Origin of the sequence: Allofranklinella schreckenbergeri (assembly GCF_003703475.1) — a bacterium.
In the GTDB taxonomy this organism is placed as follows: domain Bacteria; phylum Pseudomonadota; class Gammaproteobacteria; order Burkholderiales; family Burkholderiaceae_C; genus Lampropedia; species Lampropedia schreckenbergeri.
The window spans coordinates 61,757-82,786 of the sequence record NZ_RDQM01000003.1; the positions used below are offsets into that span (position 1 = coordinate 61,757).

At 64.0% G+C, this 21,030-nt stretch carries 21 protein-coding genes; 8 read left to right on the top strand and 13 right to left on the bottom strand.

The features are described 5' to 3' along the window. Nucleotides 1-37: 37 nt before the first annotated feature. Nucleotides 38-1,531, bottom strand: coding sequence for a DUF2868 domain-containing protein (locus EBQ26_RS02905; RefSeq protein WP_238944099.1), 1,494 nt, complete (start codon nucleotides 1,529-1,531; stop codon nucleotides 38-40). Between the two features lie 231 nt (nucleotides 1,532-1,762). On the opposite strand from EBQ26_RS02905, the gene folE reads away from it, so the two are divergent. Further along, nucleotides 1,763-2,485 carry a GTP cyclohydrolase I gene (folE, locus tag EBQ26_RS02910; protein ID WP_122237545.1) on the top strand — a complete coding sequence of 241 codons (723 nt, stop codon included), beginning with the start codon at nucleotides 1,763-1,765 and terminating at the stop codon, nucleotides 2,483-2,485. Between the two features lie 407 nt (nucleotides 2,486-2,892). After that, a complete protein-coding gene (locus EBQ26_RS02920) occupies nucleotides 2,893-4,746 on the top strand; it encodes a hypothetical protein (RefSeq protein ID WP_147473989.1) in 1,854 nt (617 codons plus the stop codon). A 237-nt stretch (nucleotides 4,747-4,983) separates the two neighbouring features. Here the strand turns inward: EBQ26_RS02920 and EBQ26_RS02925 are convergent, their stop codons facing one another. The 9 genes from EBQ26_RS02925 to EBQ26_RS02965 all read right to left on the bottom strand — a co-directional run bounded on the left by EBQ26_RS02925 (nucleotide 4,984) and on the right by EBQ26_RS02965 (nucleotide 13,742). Then, nucleotides 4,984-6,288 carry a TRAP transporter large permease gene (locus tag EBQ26_RS02925; RefSeq protein WP_122237547.1) on the bottom strand — a complete coding sequence of 435 codons (1,305 nt, stop codon included), beginning with the start codon at nucleotides 6,286-6,288 and terminating at the stop codon, nucleotides 4,984-4,986. A gap of 201 nt (nucleotides 6,289-6,489) precedes the next feature. Continuing rightward, a complete protein-coding gene (locus tag EBQ26_RS02930; RefSeq protein ID WP_122237548.1) occupies nucleotides 6,490-7,062 on the bottom strand; it encodes a TRAP transporter small permease in 573 nt (190 codons plus the stop codon). A gap of 98 nt (nucleotides 7,063-7,160) precedes the next feature. After that, complete coding sequence (locus tag EBQ26_RS02935; protein ID WP_122237549.1) at nucleotides 7,161-9,065, bottom strand: TRAP transporter large permease; 1,905 nt, start codon at nucleotides 9,063-9,065, stop codon at nucleotides 7,161-7,163. Between the two features lie 20 nt (nucleotides 9,066-9,085). Beyond that, complete coding sequence (locus tag EBQ26_RS02940; RefSeq protein WP_122237550.1) at nucleotides 9,086-9,739, bottom strand: TRAP transporter small permease subunit; 654 nt, start codon at nucleotides 9,737-9,739, stop codon at nucleotides 9,086-9,088. Nucleotides 9,740-10,161: 422 nt separating this feature from the next. After that, on the bottom strand, nucleotides 10,162-11,505 hold the full coding sequence (gene glmM, locus EBQ26_RS02945) for a phosphoglucosamine mutase (RefSeq protein ID WP_122237551.1): 1,344 nt from the start codon (nucleotides 11,503-11,505) through the stop codon (nucleotides 10,162-10,164). A 77-nt stretch (nucleotides 11,506-11,582) separates the two neighbouring features. Next, the gene (gene phaR, locus EBQ26_RS02950; protein WP_238944100.1) at nucleotides 11,583-12,161 is read right to left on the bottom strand and encodes a polyhydroxyalkanoate synthesis repressor PhaR; all 579 of its coding nucleotides are present in this window, start codon (nucleotides 12,159-12,161) and stop codon (nucleotides 11,583-11,585) included. 103 nt (nucleotides 12,162-12,264) lie between these two features. Beyond that, nucleotides 12,265-12,750: a DUF4149 domain-containing protein gene (locus EBQ26_RS02955; RefSeq protein ID WP_238944101.1), complete on the bottom strand. Its 486-nt coding sequence runs from the start codon at nucleotides 12,748-12,750 to the stop codon at nucleotides 12,265-12,267. Between the two features lie 129 nt (nucleotides 12,751-12,879). Further along, nucleotides 12,880-13,269 carry an RnfH family protein gene (locus EBQ26_RS02960; RefSeq protein ID WP_122237552.1) on the bottom strand — a complete coding sequence of 130 codons (390 nt, stop codon included), beginning with the start codon at nucleotides 13,267-13,269 and terminating at the stop codon, nucleotides 12,880-12,882. Nucleotides 13,270-13,280: 11 nt separating this feature from the next. Further along, nucleotides 13,281-13,742, bottom strand: a complete 462-nt coding sequence (locus EBQ26_RS02965) for a type II toxin-antitoxin system RatA family toxin (protein WP_122237553.1) — start codon at nucleotides 13,740-13,742, stop codon at nucleotides 13,281-13,283. Between the two features lie 307 nt (nucleotides 13,743-14,049). On the opposite strand from EBQ26_RS02965, the gene smpB reads away from it, so the two are divergent. The 5 genes from smpB to murI all read left to right on the top strand — a co-directional run bounded on the left by smpB (nucleotide 14,050) and on the right by murI (nucleotide 17,376). After that, nucleotides 14,050-14,526, top strand: coding sequence for an SsrA-binding protein SmpB (gene smpB / locus EBQ26_RS02970; RefSeq protein ID WP_122237554.1), 477 nt, complete (start codon nucleotides 14,050-14,052; stop codon nucleotides 14,524-14,526). A 200-nt stretch (nucleotides 14,527-14,726) separates the two neighbouring features. Beyond that, nucleotides 14,727-15,461 (top strand): DUF6776 family protein, encoded by a 735-nt coding sequence (locus EBQ26_RS02975; RefSeq protein WP_147473990.1) that lies wholly within the window; start codon nucleotides 14,727-14,729, stop codon nucleotides 15,459-15,461. Between the two features lie 10 nt (nucleotides 15,462-15,471). Further along, nucleotides 15,472-16,008 (top strand): bactofilin family protein, encoded by a 537-nt coding sequence (locus EBQ26_RS02980; protein WP_122237556.1) that lies wholly within the window; start codon nucleotides 15,472-15,474, stop codon nucleotides 16,006-16,008. 84 nt (nucleotides 16,009-16,092) lie between these two features. Next, on the top strand, nucleotides 16,093-16,461 hold the full coding sequence (gene erpA, locus EBQ26_RS02985; RefSeq protein ID WP_122237557.1) for an iron-sulfur cluster insertion protein ErpA: 369 nt from the start codon (nucleotides 16,093-16,095) through the stop codon (nucleotides 16,459-16,461). 24 nt (nucleotides 16,462-16,485) lie between these two features. Next, nucleotides 16,486-17,376, top strand: coding sequence for a glutamate racemase (murI, locus tag EBQ26_RS02990; RefSeq protein WP_122237558.1), 891 nt, complete (start codon nucleotides 16,486-16,488; stop codon nucleotides 17,374-17,376). A 154-nt stretch (nucleotides 17,377-17,530) separates the two neighbouring features. Here murI and EBQ26_RS02995 read toward each other — a convergent pair whose 3' ends face one another. The 3 genes from EBQ26_RS02995 to EBQ26_RS03005 form a co-directional block, all read right to left on the bottom strand. Next, nucleotides 17,531-18,193 (bottom strand): DUF6806 family protein, encoded by a 663-nt coding sequence (locus tag EBQ26_RS02995; RefSeq protein ID WP_122237559.1) that lies wholly within the window; start codon nucleotides 18,191-18,193, stop codon nucleotides 17,531-17,533. Between the two features lie 116 nt (nucleotides 18,194-18,309). Then, nucleotides 18,310-18,837, bottom strand: a complete 528-nt coding sequence (gene moaC, locus EBQ26_RS03000; protein WP_122237560.1) for a cyclic pyranopterin monophosphate synthase MoaC — start codon at nucleotides 18,835-18,837, stop codon at nucleotides 18,310-18,312. Nucleotides 18,838-19,099: 262 nt separating this feature from the next. Beyond that, nucleotides 19,100-20,422, bottom strand: a complete 1,323-nt coding sequence (locus EBQ26_RS03005; RefSeq protein WP_238944102.1) for a 3-deoxy-D-manno-octulosonic acid transferase — start codon at nucleotides 20,420-20,422, stop codon at nucleotides 19,100-19,102. Between the two features lie 114 nt (nucleotides 20,423-20,536). On the opposite strand from EBQ26_RS03005, the gene rnhA reads away from it, so the two are divergent. Next, the gene (gene rnhA / locus EBQ26_RS03010; RefSeq protein WP_122237561.1) at nucleotides 20,537-20,995 is read left to right on the top strand and encodes a ribonuclease HI; all 459 of its coding nucleotides are present in this window, start codon (nucleotides 20,537-20,539) and stop codon (nucleotides 20,993-20,995) included. Nucleotides 20,996-21,030 lie beyond the last annotated feature (35 nt).

The following is a 21,030-nucleotide window of genomic DNA, read 5'->3' on the forward strand; positions in this document are numbered from 1 at the left end:
AGCCAATGGCGTGGGGGCTGGGGATGTTTTGGGAGCGTCAGGCGCCAGGAACGGCGGGCGTCTGCGCGCTGGGTGCGGCGGCCTGGGCAGCGTGAGCGGGCAAACCGATGAATTGCGCTTGCATGCCGTGGCTTTCGACAAAGACTTGCCAGAGGTGGCTGCGCTCGGCAATGCGGTGGCGGGCTGCTTCCGTATCGCCCAGACGCTGGGCGAATTCATGGCCATACAGCCAGACGCCGCGCGCCCCGGGCACGTGGGCCTCGAACTGTGCCAACGCTGCGCCGTGGGTTTCTTCCTCGGGCGTGGCGGCCATGTTGAACAGTAGCGCTTGCAAATGCGGCTGGGCGCTCTCCAGCGTGTGGGCGAAGCGGCCCTCGCCCTCGCCATATTCCAGCGTGGGGGCAAAGTGCACATGGGCGGCGGCGCCAAAGTGTTGCTGCACGAATTGCACCACTTGCTGCTGGCGCTGGTTGTTCATCACCATGCTGAAGGGGTGGACGGCCACGGTGGTGGCGTCGCTGGAGAAATCGCGCGCGATTTTCTGGAAGTACGGCTCATCGAGCGGCAGGTGCAGCGTTTTGGACAGGCCCAGCGCCGCAACCCAGTTCCACACCGCCAGCAGCACGCGCGGCAGCACCACCGTCAGCGCCAGCAAGGTGCTGTAGGCAATTATCCATTGCCGACCGTTTTGCTGCTGACCGGCGGGCCAGCTTTGCAGTTGCTCGATTTGCTCCAGGCTCCAGGCGGGCATGCCCAACAGGGTTTGGGCGGGCCAGCTCAGCCAATGGGCCAGGGTGTGCATGTGTTGCGGCGTCAGCCAGGTGCTTTCCCAGCCAACGCGGTATTCGGCAAACATGCCCGTGAACCACAGCGCCGCCCCTACGCCGATGGCCAGGGCGGCGGCGCACAAGTGGGTGAGGCTGCGCAGCACGCGGGCGTGGCGGGCGTGGCTGTAGGGCATCCAATCGGCCATGAAGCGCTGGTAGATGGTGCGCAGGTAGCCGTCTTTGTCTTTCAGGCCCAGCGCGCTGCGCGTCCACCAGTTTGTGACGGGGCGCAGGGCTTCCAGCCCCAATTCATCGACCTCGCCAGGGCGCCTGGGGCGCAGCAGGCGCCGCAGCCACAAAACGGCCATCACCACGTACATCGCCAGGTTCCAGAAGATGATGGCCAGCAGCGGCCAGGCCATGAGGTTGAGGCGGTGCGGCTCGGCAATCTTCTCCGTGGCAAAGCCCAGCAGCAGCGCCAAAAGCGGCAGCCACCACAGCAGCGAGGCAGCGCGGCGCGGGCGGCGCAGCGGGCCAATGGCCGGTTGGGCGTGGGAGGCCAGTCGCAGCAGCAAATCGGCGCGGTGCACCGCCAAACGCTCCAACTGGCGCGCACCGCCCTTGCCCAGGCGCAGCTCGCGCAGCGTGCGCTCAGTGGCCTGGCGCACATCCTTGTCCAAGAGCAGGGGGGGGTGCCCAGGGGGCGGGGGCTGGGTTTCGATGGCCTTGGCCAACAATACATCGCGGTACTGCTGTTCATTCATGGGGCTGGAATAGGGGCGAGGCAGCCGCGCGCCGTGCAAGGGGCTGGGCTGATTTTGGGGCAAGTGGCGCGGTGGAGGCAGCCAACTGGGAAAACGCCCTGGGCGAGTGCAAGCGGCCCTCGAATGGGCCATCCAGGAATTCCATTTTTGAAACGGAATAAGGCACCGCTGCCATGCACCGAGCGTGGCTTATGAGCTTATGATAAACGGTCTTTGGTCAACGAAAATCCTATGCGCAAAGCACCTTCCAGCCCTGCACAGCCGCCCGCCACGGACGACGAAGGGGTGCCTGTTTCCGTCAAGATTCGTGAGCGCCTGCAAGCGCAGGGGCGCCGCTACAACGCCAACGACAACATCGCCGATTGCCTGAACCCGGGCGAGCTGGAAGCCTTGCTGGACGAGGTGGAGGGCAAGATGCAGGCCGTGCTCGACAGCATGGTGATCGACACCGCAGGCGACCACAACACCCGCAACACGGCGCGCCGCGTGGCCAAGATGTATTTGACGGAGGTCTTTCGCGGGCGCTACGTCAACGCGCCGGACATCACCGAGTTCCCCAACGTCGAACGCCTCAACGAGCTGATGATCGTCGGCCCGCTGACCGTGCGCAGCGCATGCAGCCACCACCTCTGCCCCGTGATCGGCAAAGTCTGGATCGGTGTGCTGCCCAACCAGAACACCAACGTCATCGGCCTGTCCAAATACGCCCGGCTGGTGGACTGGGTGATGGGCCGCCCGCAAATCCAGGAAGAAGCCGTGGTGCAACTGGCCGATCTCATCATGGAGCGCACCAAGCCCGACGGGCTGGCCATCGTCATGCAAGCCAGCCATTTCTGCATGTCCTGGCGCGGCGTGAAAGAGATGGACAGCAAGATGATCAACTCCGTCATGCGCGGGGTGTTTCTTACTGACGCCAATTTGCGGCGGGAGTTTTTGTCGTTGATTCCCAAGTGATCTTCAGCGCAATTCCGACGAGAGGCGGCGCTGAAATGTCCCCCGCTGCGTTGGATTGGCGGCGCTGAAATGTCAAAAAATGCCAATGGAAAGATGGGCTAGGGTTTTCCTGAGCTGGTATGGAGGCTTTGACCATCGATTCGCCCCAGGGGCTGCGTAAAATCTGCGCTCCATGACACTTGTGAATATAGACTTCGCACGCAGCACGCAGCACGCAGCACGCAGCACGCAGCACGCAGCACGCAGCACGCAGCACGCAGCACGCAGCACGCAGCACGCAGCACGCAGCACGCAGCACGCAGCACGCAGCACGCAGCACGCAGCATTTGATGCGCGTTTCGTAAAAGTTCCCCCTTCAGGCGAAAAATTTTCGTCTGCTTTTGTTTTTCTTGTTACCCGGCCACGCCTTGCGCGTTGCCGGGTTTTTTGTTTCTGATTACCAAGTTACGCTCGATTTCCCCCAACCCTTCCTACGCGAGGAGAACTTTATGCCTTTGAACTTCCCTTCCCGCCGTCTGCGCTCCAGGCACAGCGCGCGCCATTTGCGGCGCAATGGCATGGCCTTGTTGCTGGGCGCGAGCCTGGGCGTGGGCAGTGCCCTGGCCGGTGAGCTGGTATCCACCAGCACCCCGCGTGCACCGCTGCGCACCGGTGGCGTGAGTAAAAGCCTGATGGTGCAGCAAAGCCTGGGGCCAGCGCTGGATTACACGCAAAAGCTCTACTTGGCCTTTTACCAGCGCCCCGGCGATATTGGCGGCATGCTGTATTGGTCCAAGGAGATTGCGGCGGGCAATCTGGAGCAGGCCATTGCCAATTTTTCCTCCCCGGCCGAATCGCGGGCGCTGTACGGCTCGATCAACAGCCAGACCATTGGTAGCGTGATCGACAAGGTTTATGAGGCGCTGTTTGACACCGCCGCCGATGCCGCAGGCAAGCAGTTCTACATCGACAAATTCCACGCGGGCGAATACTCGGCAGGCAGCATCGCCTTGCGCATTCTGGAAGGGGCGCAGAACGAAAACGCGCTTTCGGTGAGCAGCAAGCTCTCGGCGGCCAATATGTTTGTGCGCGGCATGGATCCCGAACTCGATGGGCGGGAATTGCAGGCCACCTACGCGGGCGATGCCGATGTGCGCGCCGCACGCGCCTGGCTGAAGAAAATCAACCACCGCCATATGGTGACGCAGCAGCAGGTCATGGACTTTTTGAGCGACCCCATTGCCGATGAGAACGACCCGCTGTACAGAAGGGGCCACCAGCCGACGCCGCCCGTGCAGATTCAGCCCGAAGAAGGGTTCAAATATGCGCCCGATCCGCTGAAGGTGTGGGAGAGTCAGCCGAATTATTCGTATAGCTATTGGGTAGAGCGAAACCCTTTGGAGCTTTCTTCGTATTCAATACAAGCTGTTACGAGTGGCGGGGTAGAACCCGCCCGATACACCATTAGTGGTAGCAAATGGAGAAAGGATGTATCTGGGCGTTTGGTTTTCAATCCCAAGCTTCAAAAATGGGTGCAAAGCTCTGGGAAGCTGAACGTGACGCAAGGACCGGTAGGTAGTTCGGGGGCGAAGACAGTGCTGGTGCATGGCGACACGGGCACGCTGTATTACTCGATGCAAATCAGGGATATTGCGGGCGATGCTTTGAGCGATTGGGTTGGCAAAGGCGATGGTATTCCTCTGCCTGAGGCTGTTCAGGGCAAGCTCTTCACTGATGGTGCACAAGCACGACGCTGGGTAGTTGAGCGGCCTGAACCCTCTTTCAGAATTAGCCAATCTCATTGGCCATTTACCAATCGTCATGATCAATATCCCTTGTATAACTGCGAAACAGTTAGCAGAAATTGTTCAAGCACGCCTAGCAGCTTGCAGGAAGCCATCGCCAGCCGAGCCTGGTTTAGAAACTTGAGCAAGATGGCGGTGCTGCGGCTGGGGGACGGTAACCAGGCCAGCTTGACCATTACCCAGGAAAATGGTGAAAAGGTCACTCACGCTTTGGGCTATCAACTGCATGCTGCCACGGCCAAGGCCCCGGCCCATATCCGCTTTAGCGCCCCCGATCAGGCAGCCAGGGAAGCGATGGAGAAGGAGCTGGATGAAGGTGAGAATCTGGCGCTGTTCGAATACGGTGGCGATGTGGTGCGCGGAACGTATCTGCCTGCGGCCTCGGGCGTGCTCGATCCCTACACGTATTTCAACAAGCAGGGCATGAACGACATCATGACCCAGTGGTCGCCACGCATGCCTGCTGTACTGGAGTGAAGCTGGGGCGCGCCAGCGACATCGGCGCGAATAGCGCCAGCGCTTCGCCCCAGGGCGGAATGGAACAGGGCCAATGGCCCTGTTTTTCGTGGCGACGCCGTTTTGCCGCGCGGGCGGCAATCGGCAGGCTTTCCGGGGCGCTGTGCTTGCGGCTGCGGTTGCGGCTGGCTCAGTCCAATTGCTTCATGGGCGTCTCGGTGAGTGCGGCTGTATTGGCCGAGGCGGGCGGGAGCAGACTCAATACCCCAAATAACGCGGCAGCCACAAGGCCAGCCCTGGCTGGGCGATGACCAGGGCCATGACGGCCAGCAGGGCCAGCAAAAACCACACGACCCAGGGCACGGTGCTTTGCATGGCCACGCCGGCCATGCGGCAGGAGACCATCAGGTTCACCGCCAGCGGCGGGGTGAATTGGCCCAGCGCCACGTTGAGCGTGAGCAGCACGCCGAACCACACCATGTCCCAACCGAAGACTTGGGCGATGGGCGCCAGCAGCGGTACGAAGATGAGGAAGATGGAGATGCCGTCGAGAAACATGCCAAACACCACCAACAGCGCGACGATGAGCGCCAGTACCAGGTACTCGTGCAGGCCGCCTGCGGCGATGGCGCGCGCCAGCGGGTCGATGATGCTGAGGGTGGAGAGGGCGTAGGCAAAGATGCTGGCCAGCGCCACCACCAGCAAGATGATGGCTGAGAGTTCGGCGGCCTCGCGGAAGATGACGATCAGATCGCGCCAGCCGATGGTGCGGTAGACGACCATGCCGACGAACAGGCCGTAATAGACGGCGACGACGGCGGCCTCGGTCGGGGTGAACCAGCCCATGCGCATGCCGCCCAGGATGAGGATGGGCGCGGCAATGCCCCAGGAGGCTTGGCGCAGGCTGCGCCAGAAGGGCGGGCGGGGCAGGGCGGCTTCGCCTGCGCCCATGCCGTGGCGGCGGGCGAGCCAGAAGGCGGGCACGATCAGGGCCAGGCCGACCAGCACGCCGGGCACGACGCCGGCGGCAAACAGCGCGGGTACGGACGCGCCGGGCACCAGCACGCTGTAGATGATGAAGGCCACCGAAGGGGGGATGAGGATGTCGGTCGAGGCGGCTGCGCCGATGACGGTGGCGCTGAAGGGGCCGGGGTAGCCCGCGCGGCGCATGGCGCTGATCATCACGCCGCCCACGGCTGCTGCGCAAGCGGGGCCGGAGCCGGAGATGCCGCCCAGAAACATGGCCACGACGATGGCCACCGCAGGCAGCACGCCGGGGCCGCGCCCGAAGATGGCGATGGCAAGGTTGACCAGCCGCCCGGCGACGCCGGAGCGGTCGAAGATGGAGCCGACCAGCACGAACATGGGGATGGCCAGCAGCGGGTATTTGGCGATGCCTGCGTAAAAGTTTTGCGGGATGGCCATGAGGCCGAAGTAGGGCGCATCCAGATTGGCCAGCACGATGGCCGACGCGCCGCTAAAGCCCAGCGCCACGCCCACGGGCACGCCCAGCACCATCAGCACGGTGAAGACGGCGAACATCAGCAGGGCGATTTCAGTCATGGCGGGAGGCGGTGGCAGAGGGTGGGGCGGGGCGCTTCATGAAATTTTTATATATCAATGGGAAATAAAATCGGCTTGTTTTGGCATATTGGTTATTGTTTTGTTTTTACTTTGATTGATAAATCTTCCAGCCTTCGCGCCCGAAGCCCCGTTCCCAGCGGCACGCGGGGGAGGGTGTGAAGGCGTGGCTGCCATGACGGCTCAGCCCTGCTCGCGCTTGCGCCAGGCGCGCCAGGCGACGCCCAGGGTGCGCAGGGCGATGGCGATGGAGAGCACGGGCAGCCAGATGGTGTAAATCCACTTGGGCAGGCCCAGGCCGGGGGAGGTTTCCTCGAAGCGGTATTCGTCCCAGGCGAGCTGGCCGCCCAGCCAGGCCATGGCGGCGAACATGGCAAGGCTGGCGAGGGCGGCGAAGATGGTCAGCCAGCGCCGCGCGCGCGGCCCCACGCGGGCGGCGAGGTAGTCGATCTGGATGTGGCGGCTGCGCGCGGCGGCGGAGCTGGCGCCCACGAGGGTGAGCACCATCATCAGGAAGATGGAGATTTCCTCCGTCCAGGCAAAGGAGATGTTGCTGAGGTAGCGCGCCAGCACGTTGCCCAGGGTGATGAGGCTGAGCACGAACAGCAGCACGATGCCCAGCCAGTCCTCAAGGCCCAGGGGGATGGTGGTGGGTGGGTCTTGCTCGGGCTCCAGCAGGGCCTGCCAGTCTTGCTCGGGCGCGGGGGCGTCGCAAGCGTTGGGCGTGCGTTGTGGGGCTGGCGGCTCGGGGGGCACGGGCGATCTCCTTTGTTTGATCAAAAGAAAAATGGTTTGTTACCTATCATGCCTGAATAGGCTGATTCTTTATCCTTTTGATTTGTAATTTAGGTGTATTACTGCCCGCTGGGCTGGCTGGCGGCTTCTTGCAGGGCTTGCAGCGGGTCGTCCGAGCCGTAGCCGCCTGGCTCGGCGGCGGCTTGCGGCTGGACGGGGGCTTGGGAGGGTTCGGGCTGGCCGAAGGGGTTGTCGCTGCCGTAGCCGCTGTCGCTGCCATAGCCTGCGCCGCCTGCATCACTGCTTGTACCACTGCCCGTATCGCCCCCATAGGCGGAGTCGCCAAAGGGGTTGTCGGCGCCGTAGCCGCCCTGGGCATCAAGGCTGTCGAGCATTTGAGCGCCGACGGCATCCATGTCGACTTCGACCTTGGCGTCCAGGTTGCCGGTGACCAGGCTGGGGAAGGCGATGAGCAGGCCGACCATGCACAGTTGGATGACCAGAAAGGGCACGGCGCCCCAGTAAATCTGCATGGTGGTGACGGGGGCGATGTGCTGGCCGGTGACGCGGTCTATGTAGGCTTTCTCGGGCGCGACCGAGCGCAGGAAGAACAGCGCAAAGCCAAAGGGCGGGTGCAGGAAGGAGGTTTGCATGTTCATCGCCAGCAGCACGCCAAACCAGATCAGGTCGATGCCCATGGATTCGGCCACGGGGGCCAGCAGCGGCACGACGATGAAGGACAGCTCGAAGTAATCCAGGAAGAACGCCAGGAAGAACACCATCACGTTCACCACGATCAAAAAGCCCACTGGCCCGCCGGGCAGGCCCGAGAGCAGGTGCTCGACCCAGATGGGGCCATCGGCGGCCTGGAATACCAGCCCGAAGGTGGTGGCGCCGATGAGGATGAACATCACGAAGCTGGTCAGGCGGGTGGAGGCGGCCAGCGCCTGCTTGAACAGCGCCATGCTCAGGCGTCGGCGCGTCACGCCCATGAGGATGGCGGCCATGGCCCCCATCGCGCCGCCTTCGGTGGGGGTGGCAATGCCCAGGAAGATGGTGCCCAGCACCAGGAAGATCAGCAGCAGCGGCGGGATGAGCACGAAGGTCACGCGCTCGGCCAGGCGCGAGAGCAGGCCCAGGCCCAGCAGGCGGTTGATGCTGGCGATGACGAAGGCCACGAAGGTGCCGCCGCACAGCGCGGTGACGACTTTTTCATCCATTGCCACGTGGGTGACTTCGCGCCCCTCCAGCCAGGTGTGGATGTGCGCCATTTGCGAGGCCAGATAGACCGAGACGATGGCCGAGAGGGTTAGCAGCACCATCAGCGAGGTGTAGCCGCCGCTGCCGTTGGCTTCGCGGTAAATGCGCGCCTCGGCCGGCAAGGCGGGGGCGCGCTTGGGGCTGAAGATGGCCAGCAGCAGCACCCAGCCCAGGTACAGGCCCACCAGCATCATGGCGGGCAGCATGGCGCCTTTGTACATATCGCCCACGCTGCGCCCGAGCTGGTCGGCCATGAGGATGAGCACCAGCGAGGGCGGGATGATTTGCGCCAGCGAGCCGGAGGCGGCAATCACCCCGCTGGCCAGGCGCCGGTCGTAGCCGTAGCGCAGCATGATGGGCAGCGAGATCAGCCCCATGGAGATGACCGATGCGGCCACCACACCCGTGGTTGCGGCCAGCAGCGCGCCCACCACCACCACGGCCAGCGCCAGCCCGCCGCGCAGCGAGCCAAAGACTTGGCCGATCGTCTCGATCAAATCCTCGGCCATGCCGCTGCGCTCCATCACCAAACCCATGAGGGTGAAGAAGGGCACGGCCAGCAGCGTATCGTTGGCCAAAATGCCAATCAGGCGCTGGGGCAGCCAGGCCAGCACGGAGGAGGGGAAAACGCCCAGCTCAATCCCGATCAGCCCGAAGGCCAGCCCGCAAGCGCCCAGGCTGAAGGCCACCGGAAAGCCCAGCAGCAAAAAGACGACCAGGCCCGCAAACATGATGGGCGCGTAATTGGCGGCAATGAATTCCATGATGGTGCTCTCCCTTGCCGTTATGCCTGCGCCGCGCCGGGGGCGCTGGCCGATGCGGGCGTGGATGTTGGTGCGCCGGTGGTTTGCTGGGCCTCGCGCGCGGCGGCCTCTTCGCGCAATGCCTGGGCCAGGGCCTCATCGGCGTCGCCAAGCTTGCCCATCGGGTCAGGCCCGTGGCCGGTAAGGAAGGCGATGCGCTTGATCAGCTCCGACCAGCCTTGCAGCATCAGCAGCGCCACGCCCACGGGGATGGCCAGCCACACCGGCCAGCGGATCAGCCCGCCGGAGTTGCCCGAGGTCTCGCCCGATTGGTACATCTGCACCACCACCGGCCAGGTCAGATAGAGGATGGTCAGGCACAGCGGCGTGAGAAACAGCGCAAAGCCCACGATATCGATCCACACTTGCACCTTTTTGGGCAGGCGGCTGTTGAGCACGTCAATGCGCACATGCTCGCGGTGCAGCAGCGTGTAGCCCGCCGCGATCAGAAACGACCAGGCAAACAAATACCACTGGATTTCCAGAAAGGCGTTGGAGCTGGTGCCAAAAATCTTGCGCACCAGCGCGTTGACGGCGCTGATGAACGTGGCGGCAAAAATCAGCCAGATCGCATAGCGGCCGATGAAGGCATTGAGCCTGTCGATGCCGCGCGAGAGAGCGAGCAAAAGTTTCATGATGCAGAGGGTGCAAGAGTGGCGTCAGCTTGCTGTTTGCAAGCCAGCGCCGCAAGGCGCCCCAAAGCGCAGCAGACCGGGTAGGTCGAGTCCTGGGGCTGTGGCGGTGAGGTTGAACCCATGTCCGTGCCATGCGCTGCAAGCAGGCGCGGCCGAACGGGGCGGCATTGTACGAACGTAATGAGGTGCAACAACGCTTGCGGGCGCGCTCTGAGTGAAAACCCGTAGGGCCTTTGGGCGCGGCGTTACCGTGCGGGCGGGGTTGCTGGTATTTTTAATCAAAAGAAATTCAATTTATCGGTTTATATGCCTAAACAAGGCAATTTATTTTCTTTTGATTTGTAATATTTGCAGATGTGCAGCGACCCAAGTGCGATTGGCGCGGGCTGTGGGGGGTGCCGCGTAAGTCCGCCCGCGAATTTTCAAGCGGCTGCGGGCGCAGCCAGGGCATCGGCTAGCGCTTGCGCCCAGTGGCGGGCCAGCTCGGCCTGCTGGGCTTCCACCATCAGGCGCAGCACTGGCTCGGTGCCGCTGGGGCGCACCAGCAGGCGGCCCTGGCCTTGCAGGGCGGCTTCGGCCTGGGCCAGCGTGCGTTGAAAACCGGGGTGGGTTTTCCAGCTCTCGCGATCGCTCAGGCGCACGTTGATGAGCGTTTGCGGGTAGAGCTGCACGGCTTGCAGCGCTTGCGCCATGCTTTGGCCGGTGGTGATGACGCGCTGGAGCACTTGCAAGGCGCTGACGATGCCGTCGCCCGTGGTGTGCTTGTCCAGCACCAGCAAATGCCCTGAGCTTTCGCCGCCAAGTTGCCAGCCTTGCTGCTCCAGCGCTTCGCGCACGTAGCGGTCGCCCACCTTGGCGCGCAGCATGCGGATGCCCAGCGCGGCCAGGGCTTGCTCCACGCCGAGGTTGGTCATGAGGGTGCCGACCACGCCTGCGGGCTTGGCGCCTTGCTCCAGCCGCTGCAAGGCCATCAGGTAAAGCAGCTCATCGCCATCGAACAGGCGGCCGCTGGCATCGACCATTTGCAGCCGGTCGGCGTCGCCATCAAGCGCAATGCCGTAATCGGCGCGGTGGGCCTGGACTTGCGCCACCAGCGCCTGGGGGGCGGTAGCGCCCACGCCGCGGTTGATGTTGAAGCCGTCAGGCTCGACGCCGATGGCGATGACTTCGGCGCCCAGCTCGTGAAAGACTTTGGGCGCGCATTGGTAGGCGGCGCCATGGGCGGCATCGACCACGAGTTTGAGCCCGCGCAGGCTAAGGTGGGTGGGGAAGGTGCTTTTGCAGAACTCGATGTAGCGGCCGCAGGCGTCGTCCATGCGGCGCGATTTGCCCAGCGCGGCGGAGGCGGCCCAGGTGGGCGGCTGGGTCAGGCCCTGCTCGACGGCTTGCTCCCATTCGTCGGGCAGCTTGGCGCCTTGGGCGCTGAAGAATTTGATGCCGTTGTCTTCAAACGGGTTGTGGCTGGCGCTGATGACGATGCCCAGATCGGCTCGCACGGCGCGGGTGAGATAGGCCACGGCTGGCGTGGGGATGGGCCCGAGCAGCACGACATCGACCCCGGCGGAGTTCAGGCCCGATTCCAGCGCGCTTTCCAGCATGTAGCCGGAGATGCGCGTGTCCTTGCCGATGAGCACGGTGGCAGCGGGGTTGGCCGCCTTGAGCACGCGCCCCACGGTGTGGCCGAGCTGGAGGATGAAATCGGGCGTGATGGGCGCCTGGCCCACTGTGCCGCGAATGCCGTCGGTGCCGAAGTACTGTCTGCTCATGACGCCTGCTTTCTTTGTTCTGGATTTTTGGGGAGGTCGGTGCGGAAAGTTGTGCCGGGGGCACTGGCTTGGAGCTGTTATTCAGACTCGTTATGGGCTTTGCTGAGGCCAAAAAGCTGCCAGAACTGCTCGGTTTGCTGGCGCACTTGCTGCTGCATTTGTTCTTGCACTTTGAGCAGGTTCTGGCGCGATTGCTCGGTGTAGCTCTCCATCACATTGGCTGTCATGGGCTGGAACTGCGCCCAGAAATCGGGCGAGATGTGGCGCGCCTGCTCGGCCCACTGCGATTGCATTTGCGCCTGCATTTCGGCCATGGCGGAGATGTTTTTCTCCATGTACGCGCCCATGAAGCCTTGCATGGTGTGGCCATAAAAGCGGATCAGATTGGCCAGCACCGATTCGCTGAACAAGGGCGTGCCGCCGACTTCTTCTTCCAGAATGATTTGCAGCAAGATGCTGCGCGTGAGGTTTTCGCCCGTTTTGGCGTCAACGACGGTGACGGGCTCGCGCTGCATCACCAGTTGTTTCACATCGGCCAGGGTGATGTAGGCCGAGTTGGCCATGTCGTAGAGGCGGCGGTTGGGGTATTTCTTGATGATGCGCCCTGTTGCGCCTGTAGCGCCTGCTGCGCCGCTGGAGGGGGTGGAAGTTGCCATGCAAGGCTTGGTCATGAATGCAAAGCGCGCCATTGTATCGGCCCGCTTTCAAGCATGGCAGCGGGCCAGGGCCGAGGTCAAGGCCAGGGCTGATTGGGGCCAGTCAGGCTTGGGGGCGGCAAGGCGCGGTGGCGCGGCCGCTGAGTTTGAACAGCACCACCCCTGCGCACAGCCATTGCAGCACATACAGCGCGGTGCCCAGGTTGTGCCAGATGTGCAAATCCACCCGCGCGACGATGCGTGGCGCTACGGCAAACTCGATCAGCAGCGCCAGGATGACCCCGGCCAGCGCCCAGCCGGTCAACGCCAGGGCGGGCGAGGCGGGGGCTGGCTCGGCCCCCGCTTGCACGGTGCGCGCAGCTTCCAGGCTGGGTTTGAGGCACAGCACCAGCAGCAGCCCGCAGGCCACGGCGACCCAGGTGATGGCGGAAAACATCTTGGCCGTAATAGGCCCCGCCACGGCGACGCTGGGCGCATAGGCAAACACCAGCGGCACGGCCAGAAAGCCCATGACGGACAGCCCGCCCCACCACAAGGCAGCGGCAAAAAAGGGCAGGCGGCGCACGATGCAGGCCAGGGGTTTGGGCATGGGAGTTCCTTTCACAAATGGAGAAAAAAAGGGGAGAGCAAGCCGATTCACGCAATTTGGCCGTACGCAGGCGGGTTGGGTGGGCTGAGCAAGGGGATGGCCATGAGCAGGGCAGGGGTGCAAACGTGCTCAATAGCCCGGCTTGGCGCCTGCGCGGCGCTTGGCAAACAGGCCTGCGCCACGTGCGCCCTGGCGCGCAAAGCGCTCACGGCGGGCGGTTTTGGGATCGACGGTGAGAGGGCGATAGGCCTCCAGGCGATCGCCCTCTTGCAGCACATAGTCCGCCGCAACGGCGCGGCCCCAAACGCCCCAGGCCCGCCAGTGCGGCAGGACGGGCGTGCTGGCGTCGGCTGCGGGGCGGGCTTGCGCCAGGAGCTGTGCGCCATGCGCCGTGGCGGCGGCTTGGGCTTGCGCGAGAGTGCTGCCTTCGGCCAGGGCCATGCGCCATTGCAGGGTTTGGCGAGGCCCCAGGCACAGCACGACATCGATCTGGATGCTGGCGGCGTTGGGCGGCGGCATGGGCGGCTTCTTTAGCGTTGGGCCGGGTAGAGGCTTTCGGCGCGTTGCACAAAGGCTTGCACCATGGTGTTGGCGATTTTGTCGAAGACGGGGCCTACCAGCAGGCGCAGGGCGGTGGAGCTGAAGTCGTAACTCAGCGTCAGCCCGACTTTGCACGCCTGGGCTTGCGCCGGCGTCTGGGCGTTGCCGATGCCCTGGAACGTCCATTCGCCTTGCAAGACGGAGAACGGCCCGCGCACCAGGCGCATGAGCACTTTCTCCTGCCCGATATGCTCATTGCGTGTGACAAACGATTGGCGCACGCGCGAAAAGGCAATGCCTACCTCTGCGGTCATGCCCGTCGCGTCTTGCTCCAGCACGCGCGCGTGGTCGCACCAGGGCAGAAACTCGGGGTAGCGCGCCACATCCGTGACCAAGGCAAACATCTGTGCTGGGCTGAACCAGACCAGGGCGGATTTATGGACTTGTTTCATGGGCAAAGATCACGCCGGGCGCGCGGGTTGGGGCCTGGCACGCAGCGCCAGCGCCACTGCGGCGCACGGGCCTGCGCAGTCTGCACAAGGGGCTGCACATACAATGGCCGGTTTTGCCGCCTGCGTTGGCTGTGGTTGCTGACAGTGGTTGCTGACAGTGGTTGCAAAAGGCTGGCGATTCTATCGCCGCAGCCCCGGGCCAGCCTGGCGCGGGCGTTGGCGCTCTTGTGTTGGCGCCTTTGCGCGCACGCTGCTGCTGCGGCGGGCCGTTCTGTTTTCTGTTATTTCCGTTTCCTCTGACCGACGTATGGCCAGCAAAGACAAAACCCCCTCCAGCCGTATTGCCGAAAACAAACGGGCGTTCTTCAACTACTTCATTGAAGAGCGCCACGAGGCAGGCATGGTGCTGCACGGCTGGGAGGTCAAGGCCCTGCGCAGCGGCAAGGCGCAGTTGACGGATGCGTATGTGGTGATCCGCGATGGGGAGATCTTCCTGATCGGCGGGCAAATCAACCCGCTCAAGACCGCCTCCACCCACGTGCGCCCCGAGCCTGACCGCACGAAAAAACTGCTGCTGCACAAAAGCGAAATCAAACGCCTGATCGGCAAGGTGGAGCAAAAAGGCTACACGCTGGTGCCGCTGTACCTGTATTGGAAAAATGGCCGCGCCAAATGCGAAATCGCCCTGGCCAAGGGCAAGGCCGAGTACGACAAGCGCGCCACCATCAAGGAGCGTGAGGGCAAGCGCGAGGTCGAGCGGGCGATGAAGTCGCGCCATCGTTGATGTGGCTGTCTGAATTACAAATCAAAAGAAATTTTTATTGCCTTTTTCGGCATATCTGTATTGAAGAAGAATATCCCTTGAATTGAAGTTTGCAAAAACGCGCGCTATCGCCCTTCTGGCCCTGATCGGTGCAGAAGCATCATGGGCTGTTCGATAATGCGTCCCGCTTGCTGTTCTCCAAGTCTGCCCTTGCCCCCATCATGCGTCGCCGCCTGCGCCTCCGTCCCCCTGTTTTGACTGGCCGCCTTGCCATGCGGCGGCGCGTGGTGCCCGGGCCGCTGCGCTGGCTGCTGTGGGCCGCTGCGCTGGCCTGCCTTGTGGCGGCGGGGCTGTGGACGCAGCAGCTCTGGCAGCAGCGCACGCACATGCAGCAAGAGCTGGAGCAATTGCGCTGGCAAGTGCAAGAAGCCCAAACCCAGCAAGCGCTGGCCAGTAACGCACCGCCGCCGCCAGCGCCCAAGCCCGAGCCTGGGCCAACGCCCGACCAACTGATACAGCAAAGCACCATCGACAGCCTGGCCGCCCAGGTGCGGGCGCTGCAAGGCGAAAACGGTCGCCTCAAAGACGAGCTGGGCTTTTACGAAAACCTGCTGCCTGCGCCAGGCGATGGCGGCATTGCCATCCGCAACATGACGCTGGCGCGCGCCGACGACGAGCACCTGGCCTGGCAAATGCTGCTGATGCGGCCCAAGCGCGATGCGGGCGTTTTCAAAGGCGAGCTGGAGTGGCGCATTACCGGCCTGCTCGACGGCAAACCCTGGAGCGCGCCAGCGCCCAAGCGCCGCCAAAGCCTGGAGCTGGGCCGCTACCTGCGGCTGGAGGGGCGGCTGAAAATCCCCAAAGGCTTGAAGGCCATCCGCGTCACCGCCCTGGTGTGGGAAGGCAAGCAAGAGCGCGCGCGGCATGCGCTGGCGTTGGCGCAGGACAAAGAGTGAGAGGACAGCCATGTTTTCCAAAAACAAACAACCCCCCATCCGCAGCTTGGTCGCCCACGGCTGCCACGTGCGCGGCGATCTCTCGTTCACCGACGGGCTGGGCATCGACGGCACGGTGGAGGGCCTGATCCAGGGCGCGCCCGATGCCGCTGCCCAGCCAGGCAAGAAAAAAAGCCGGGGCACGCTGGTGTTTGTTTCCGAGCAAGGCCGGGTACTGGGCGGCATCCGCGCCGATACCGTCATCATCAACGGCATGGTGGAAGGCCCGGTGCATGCCGATCGCGTGCTGGAGCTGCAACCCAAAGCGCGCGTGAGCGGCGATGTGAGTTATCGCCAGCTTGAAATGCACCAAGGCGCCCTGATTTCGGGGCGCATGCTGCCGCTTTTGCCCACCACGGAAGCCGAAGCGCCCAAAGGCGCAGGAGCGGCTGGCGCAACCACCGCCGCAAACGCCGCGTCAAACCGCGAAGGCAAGCCGGACAACCCGCTGCAATCGCTGGACGCGCTGCTCGACGAACAAAGCAAAGGCTCTGGCAAAGCAGGCTAGGGCGCTCTGGCGCCACTGCTCTACCATGAGCGCCTCTCACACCCGCCTGGCCAGCCAGCCAGGCCTCAGCAGGAGAACCACCCGATGACAACCGAAGCGACAACCGAAGTCCAAGCCACGCCCGACATGCCCATCAACTTCACCGATGCCGCCGCCGCCAAGGTGGCCGATTTGATTGCGGAGGAGGGCAACCCCGATTTGAAGCTGCGCGTGTTCGTGCAAGGCGGTGGCTGCTCGGGCTTCCAGTACGGCTTTACCTTCGACGAGATCGCCAACGAAGACGACACGACCATGACCAAAAATGGCGTCTCGCTGCTGATCGACCCCATGAGCTACCAATACTTGTTCGGCGCCGAGATCGACTACAAAGAAGATCTGCAAGGCGCGCAGTTCGTCATCAAAAACCCCAACGCCGAATCCACCTGCGGCTGCGGCTCCAGCTTCTCGGTGTGAGCTTTCCAGCGCAATGAGAGGCGCATGAGCACAACAGTGGCGCAGCCCGTTGCCTTGCAGGCCAGCACACGCCCCATTGGCGTGTTCGACAGCGGCATTGGCGGCCTGAGCATCCTGCATGCCTTGCAGCAAGCGCTGCCGGGCGAGGCGTTTGTGTACTTCTCCGATGCCGGTCACGCCCCTTATGGCGAACGCCCCGATGCCTTCATTGCCCAGCGCTGTTTGCATATCACCGAAGCGCTGATCCGGCAGCAGGGCATCAAGGCGCTGGTGGTGGCTTGCAACACGGCCACGACGGTCGCCATCCATTGGCTGCGCCAGCGCCACCCGGATTTGCCCATCATCGGCGTGGAGCCTGCCCTCAAGCCCGCGCTGGAGCGCAGCGCCAGCGCCCAGGTGGCCGTGCTGGCAACCGATCGCACGCTGAGCAGCGCCAAATACCAGGCACTGGCGGCGCGCATGGCGCAGGCCTATCCGCATGCGCGCATCGTGGCTGTGCCCTGCTCAGGGCTGGCAGGCGCGATCGAAAGCGGCGACGTTGCCTTGGTCGATACCCTTTGCGCCCGTTACACCGCCCAGGCCTGCCAAACCGCGCCTGGCGTGGATACGCTGGTGCTGGGCTGCACCCACTACCCGCTGGCGTTGGAGGCGCTGCGCCGCCACGCGCCCACTGGGCTGGCCTTCATCGACTCGGCCCCGGCAGTGGCCCGGCAAACGCGCATGCGTCTGGATGCGGTGGGTTTGCTCGCCCCACAGCCCAAAGGCTGGCCGCCGCAGCCTGCGCGCCCGGGCTTGCAGTTATTGGGTTCGGGCGATGTGCACGCCCTGCAAGCGCAAGCCAAGCGCCACCTGGCCCACTTGACCCACGTGGGGCGAATAGGGGAGGGCGCTCAAGCCAAGGGGCAGGCTGCGTAGCGGTTTGCAGCGGCAAGAGCTGCAAAAGGGGCGAGGAAGGCGCGCTGTGCTGTGCTGCGCCCCGGCACAAGACTTCGATCCAATAAGAAACGCTGCTCTCAAAGCAGCGTGTTCCATGTGTTTGCTCGATGCGCGTTTGATGCGCTCAAGGCGCTCAGTGCAGATGCCGGGGCGGGCGTCGGCCGCCGCCGTGGCCGCTGCTCCCGCCCGAGCCGCCCGATTCGCCACGGGGCGGGCGGCCCAACTCCAGCGAGCTGACCAGCGCATCAAAGCGGCCTGTGAAAAGCCGGTCGATTTCGTTGACCACGCCGGTGAGTTCGGCGGCCTCGAAGTGCCGCTCCATCAGGCTGACCACGTCCTGCACCAGCAAGTCGCGTTGCACCTGCATGATGGCCGATGGCGTGGGGCCGACGAACAGCAGAAAGAAATCATCGCGCGCCTGCTCGCCGCGGGCGTTGGCTTCGTCTTCTTCGTCCTCGTCCATATCGTCCCAGGCGCGGTCGTAGAACGTTACTTCAATGACGCAGCCGCGGTCGGCCAGATCGTTGAGGTTCATGCAGACTTCGTCGATCACCTGGCGGAAATCCTCTCCGCCGCGCACCGTCCAGCACATTTGCAGCACATGCTCGCGCGCAATGAATTCAATGCCAGGCTCTTCTTCGTAATACCCCACGGCGGCAGCGGCCAGAGAACGTGCGCCCGCGTACTGCCACATGGGCTTGAGCGCCTCCTCAATGGCGCTGAAACTCACATCGCGGCGCACGAAAACCTGCCCGTGGACGTGAATTTCAAAAGGGGTGTCGTTATCGTTTGTCATGGCTGGCTTACTTCTACCGTCAAAAGCGCGCGGGCCGCACCCGCGCACAAAGGGCCGACACTATAACCCCATGCCATAGGGGGGAGCGGGGGCGACGGCCCCATCAGCCGCCGCCATCAGCCGCCGCCCTCGGTAGTGCTCTCGGCTCTGGCCCAGGGGCCGCTTTTGCCGCCCTCCTTGCGCAGCAGATAGACCGATTCAATCACCATGCCTTTGTCGATGGCCTTGAGCATGTCGTACACCGTCAGCAGGCCGATGCTGGCGCCGGTGAGGGCTTCCATCTCCACGCCCGTCTTGCCCTGGGTTTCGGCCGTGACCTGGATGGCCACGCTGGGCGTTTGCGCATCGAGCGTGAACTCGACGCTCAAATGCGTCAGCGGCAGGGGGTGGCATAGCGGGATCAGCGCCGATGTTTGCTTGGCCCCCTGAATGGCGGCGATGCGCGCCACGCCCAGCACATCGCCTTTGGGGCTGGTTTCGGGGGCTTGCAGGGCGGCAAACGTGGCGGGCGAGAGGCGGATGCGCCCGCAGGCCACGGCTTTGCGATGGGTGGGCGCTTTGTGGGCTACGTCCACCATCCAGGCTTGGCCCTGGGCGTCGAAATGGGTGAGTCGGGCCTGTTCGGTCGCGGCTGGAGAGGTCATGAGTGATTTTTTATCGATCAATAGGAAAAGAAATATGCCTGTTTTGGCATGTTTTTATTGGCGTGAATTTTCTTGATTGGAAAGTTTGGGGTTCCAGAGGTGCAGGAGGGCTTTGGACATGAGGCGGGGATTGTGCGCTGGTTTTTCGAATATATTTTTAAATCAATTGGCAAATAAATATACTTTTTATGGCTTGATTAGTAATGCATTGAATTTCTTTTGAATGGTAAATACGTGGATTGCGCTCAAAGCGTGGCCTTGTTCACCTGCCTTGCGCCTGCCAGGCGGTGGCGACGGCGTCGGCCAGGCGGTCGAGCGCACCGCGGTGGCTTTGGGCGAAGGCGAGGGCGTGATTTTGCATGGCGTGCAGTTGGCTGCGGTGGTGCAGCAGTGCGGCGGCTTGGGTGATGGCCTGGGCGATGTCGCCCGCGCGCAGGGCCGCCTGGTGGGCCAGGGCGTCGTCGGCGGCCTGGGCAAAGTTGAAGGTGTGCGGCCCCATGACGACGGGGCAGGCGCAGGCGCAGGCTTCGATGAGGTTTTGCCCGCCCAGCGGCGCGAAGGAGCCGCCCAGCAAGGCGGCGTGGGCGAGGCTGTAGTACAGGGCCATTTCGCCCATGCTGTCGCCCAGCCAGATGGTGGGTTGGGCAATGGGGTTTTTGCCTGGGCCTGCAACGGGGCTTTCAACGGGGCCTTGCTCGCCCCAGGCGCTGCGGCGCGCCACGCGCAGGCCGTGCTGTTGCAGCAGGTGTTCGACGGCGTCGAAGCGCTGGGGGTGGCGCGGCACGATCAGCCATTGCACTTGTTGCAAGAGCGCCGGGGGCAGGGCGGCGAGCCAGGCGGCTTCTTCGCCCTCGCGGCTGCTGGCGAGGATGGCGATGGGCTGGCCACCGGCTTGCATGTGGCGCTCGCGCCAGGCGTGGCCGAGCTGGCGTTGGGCGGCGTCGGGGCGGGCGTCGAATTTGATGTTGCCAGTGATGGCGGTGACGGGCGCGCCGATGTCGCGCAGGCGCTGGGCGTCGGCCTCGGTTTGGGCGAGCACGGCGGCCAGGTGGCGGTAGGCCGGCCCCATGAGCCAGCGCGCCCGCAGGATGCGGGCGTGGGAGCGGGCATTGAGCCGCGCATTGACCAGCCACAGCGGCAGGCTCTGGCGGCGGCATTGCTCGACCATGTTGGGCCAGACCTCGGTTTCCATCAGCAGGCCCAGCCGGGGCTGGAAGTGGGCCAGAAAGCGCCCCACGGCCGCGCGTGTATCCCACGGGTACCAGCATTGCAGATCGCCCGCGCGCAAAAGGCGTTGGCCCTCGGCGCGGCCGGTGGCGGTGCCGTGGGTGAGCAACAGCGGCAGATCGGGGATGCGCGCGCGCAGGGCTTCGATGAGCAGGCCTGCGGTACGCGTTTCGCCCAGAGAGACGGCATGAATCCACAGTGGGCGGGCATCGCGGGCGGTGGGAGGGATGGGGGGGAAGCCGTAATGCCCGAAGCGCTCTGGCACCAGATGGCCATACAGCGGCTCGGCCTGCGCGCGGCGCGCCAGTTTGCGGCGCAGCAGGGGTTGGGCGAGGGTGAGCAGGGTGTTGTAGGGCATGGCGGTGCGTGGGGGGAGGCGCGAAGCCGTAAGAATGCCCGATTCCCACGGCTTGCTTGGGAATGAAGGCGGCATAATCGCGGGTTTTTTCGCGCTGCCGCGCCCGCACAGCACATGTCGCAAGCCCTTCCCGAAGTCACCATCTACACCGACGGCGCCTGCAAAGGCAATCCCGGTGCGGGAGGCTGGGGCGCTTTGCTCCAGTCGGGCGGCGCCAGCAAGGAAATCTGGGGTGGCGAGCCGGGCACCACCAACAACCGCATGGAGCTGCGCGCCGTCATCGAGGCGCTGGCGCTGCTCAAGCGCCCTTGCCGCGTCACGCTTTACCTGGACAGTGAATATGTGCGCAAAGGCATTACGGAGTGGATTCACGGCTGGAAGGCCAAGAACTGGAAAACCGCCAGCGGCCAGCCGGTGAAAAACGTGGAGTTGTGGCGCGCGCTGGACGAGCAAGTGCACAGCCGCGGCCACCGCATCGCCTGGCATTGGGTGAAAGGCCATGCGGGCCACCCCGGCAACGAGCGCGCCGACGCGCTGGCCAACCGGGGCGTGCAGGAGTTGCAGGGGCGCTGAGCGCCCCGCAGGGCCGCCAGCCAATCAACAGCAGC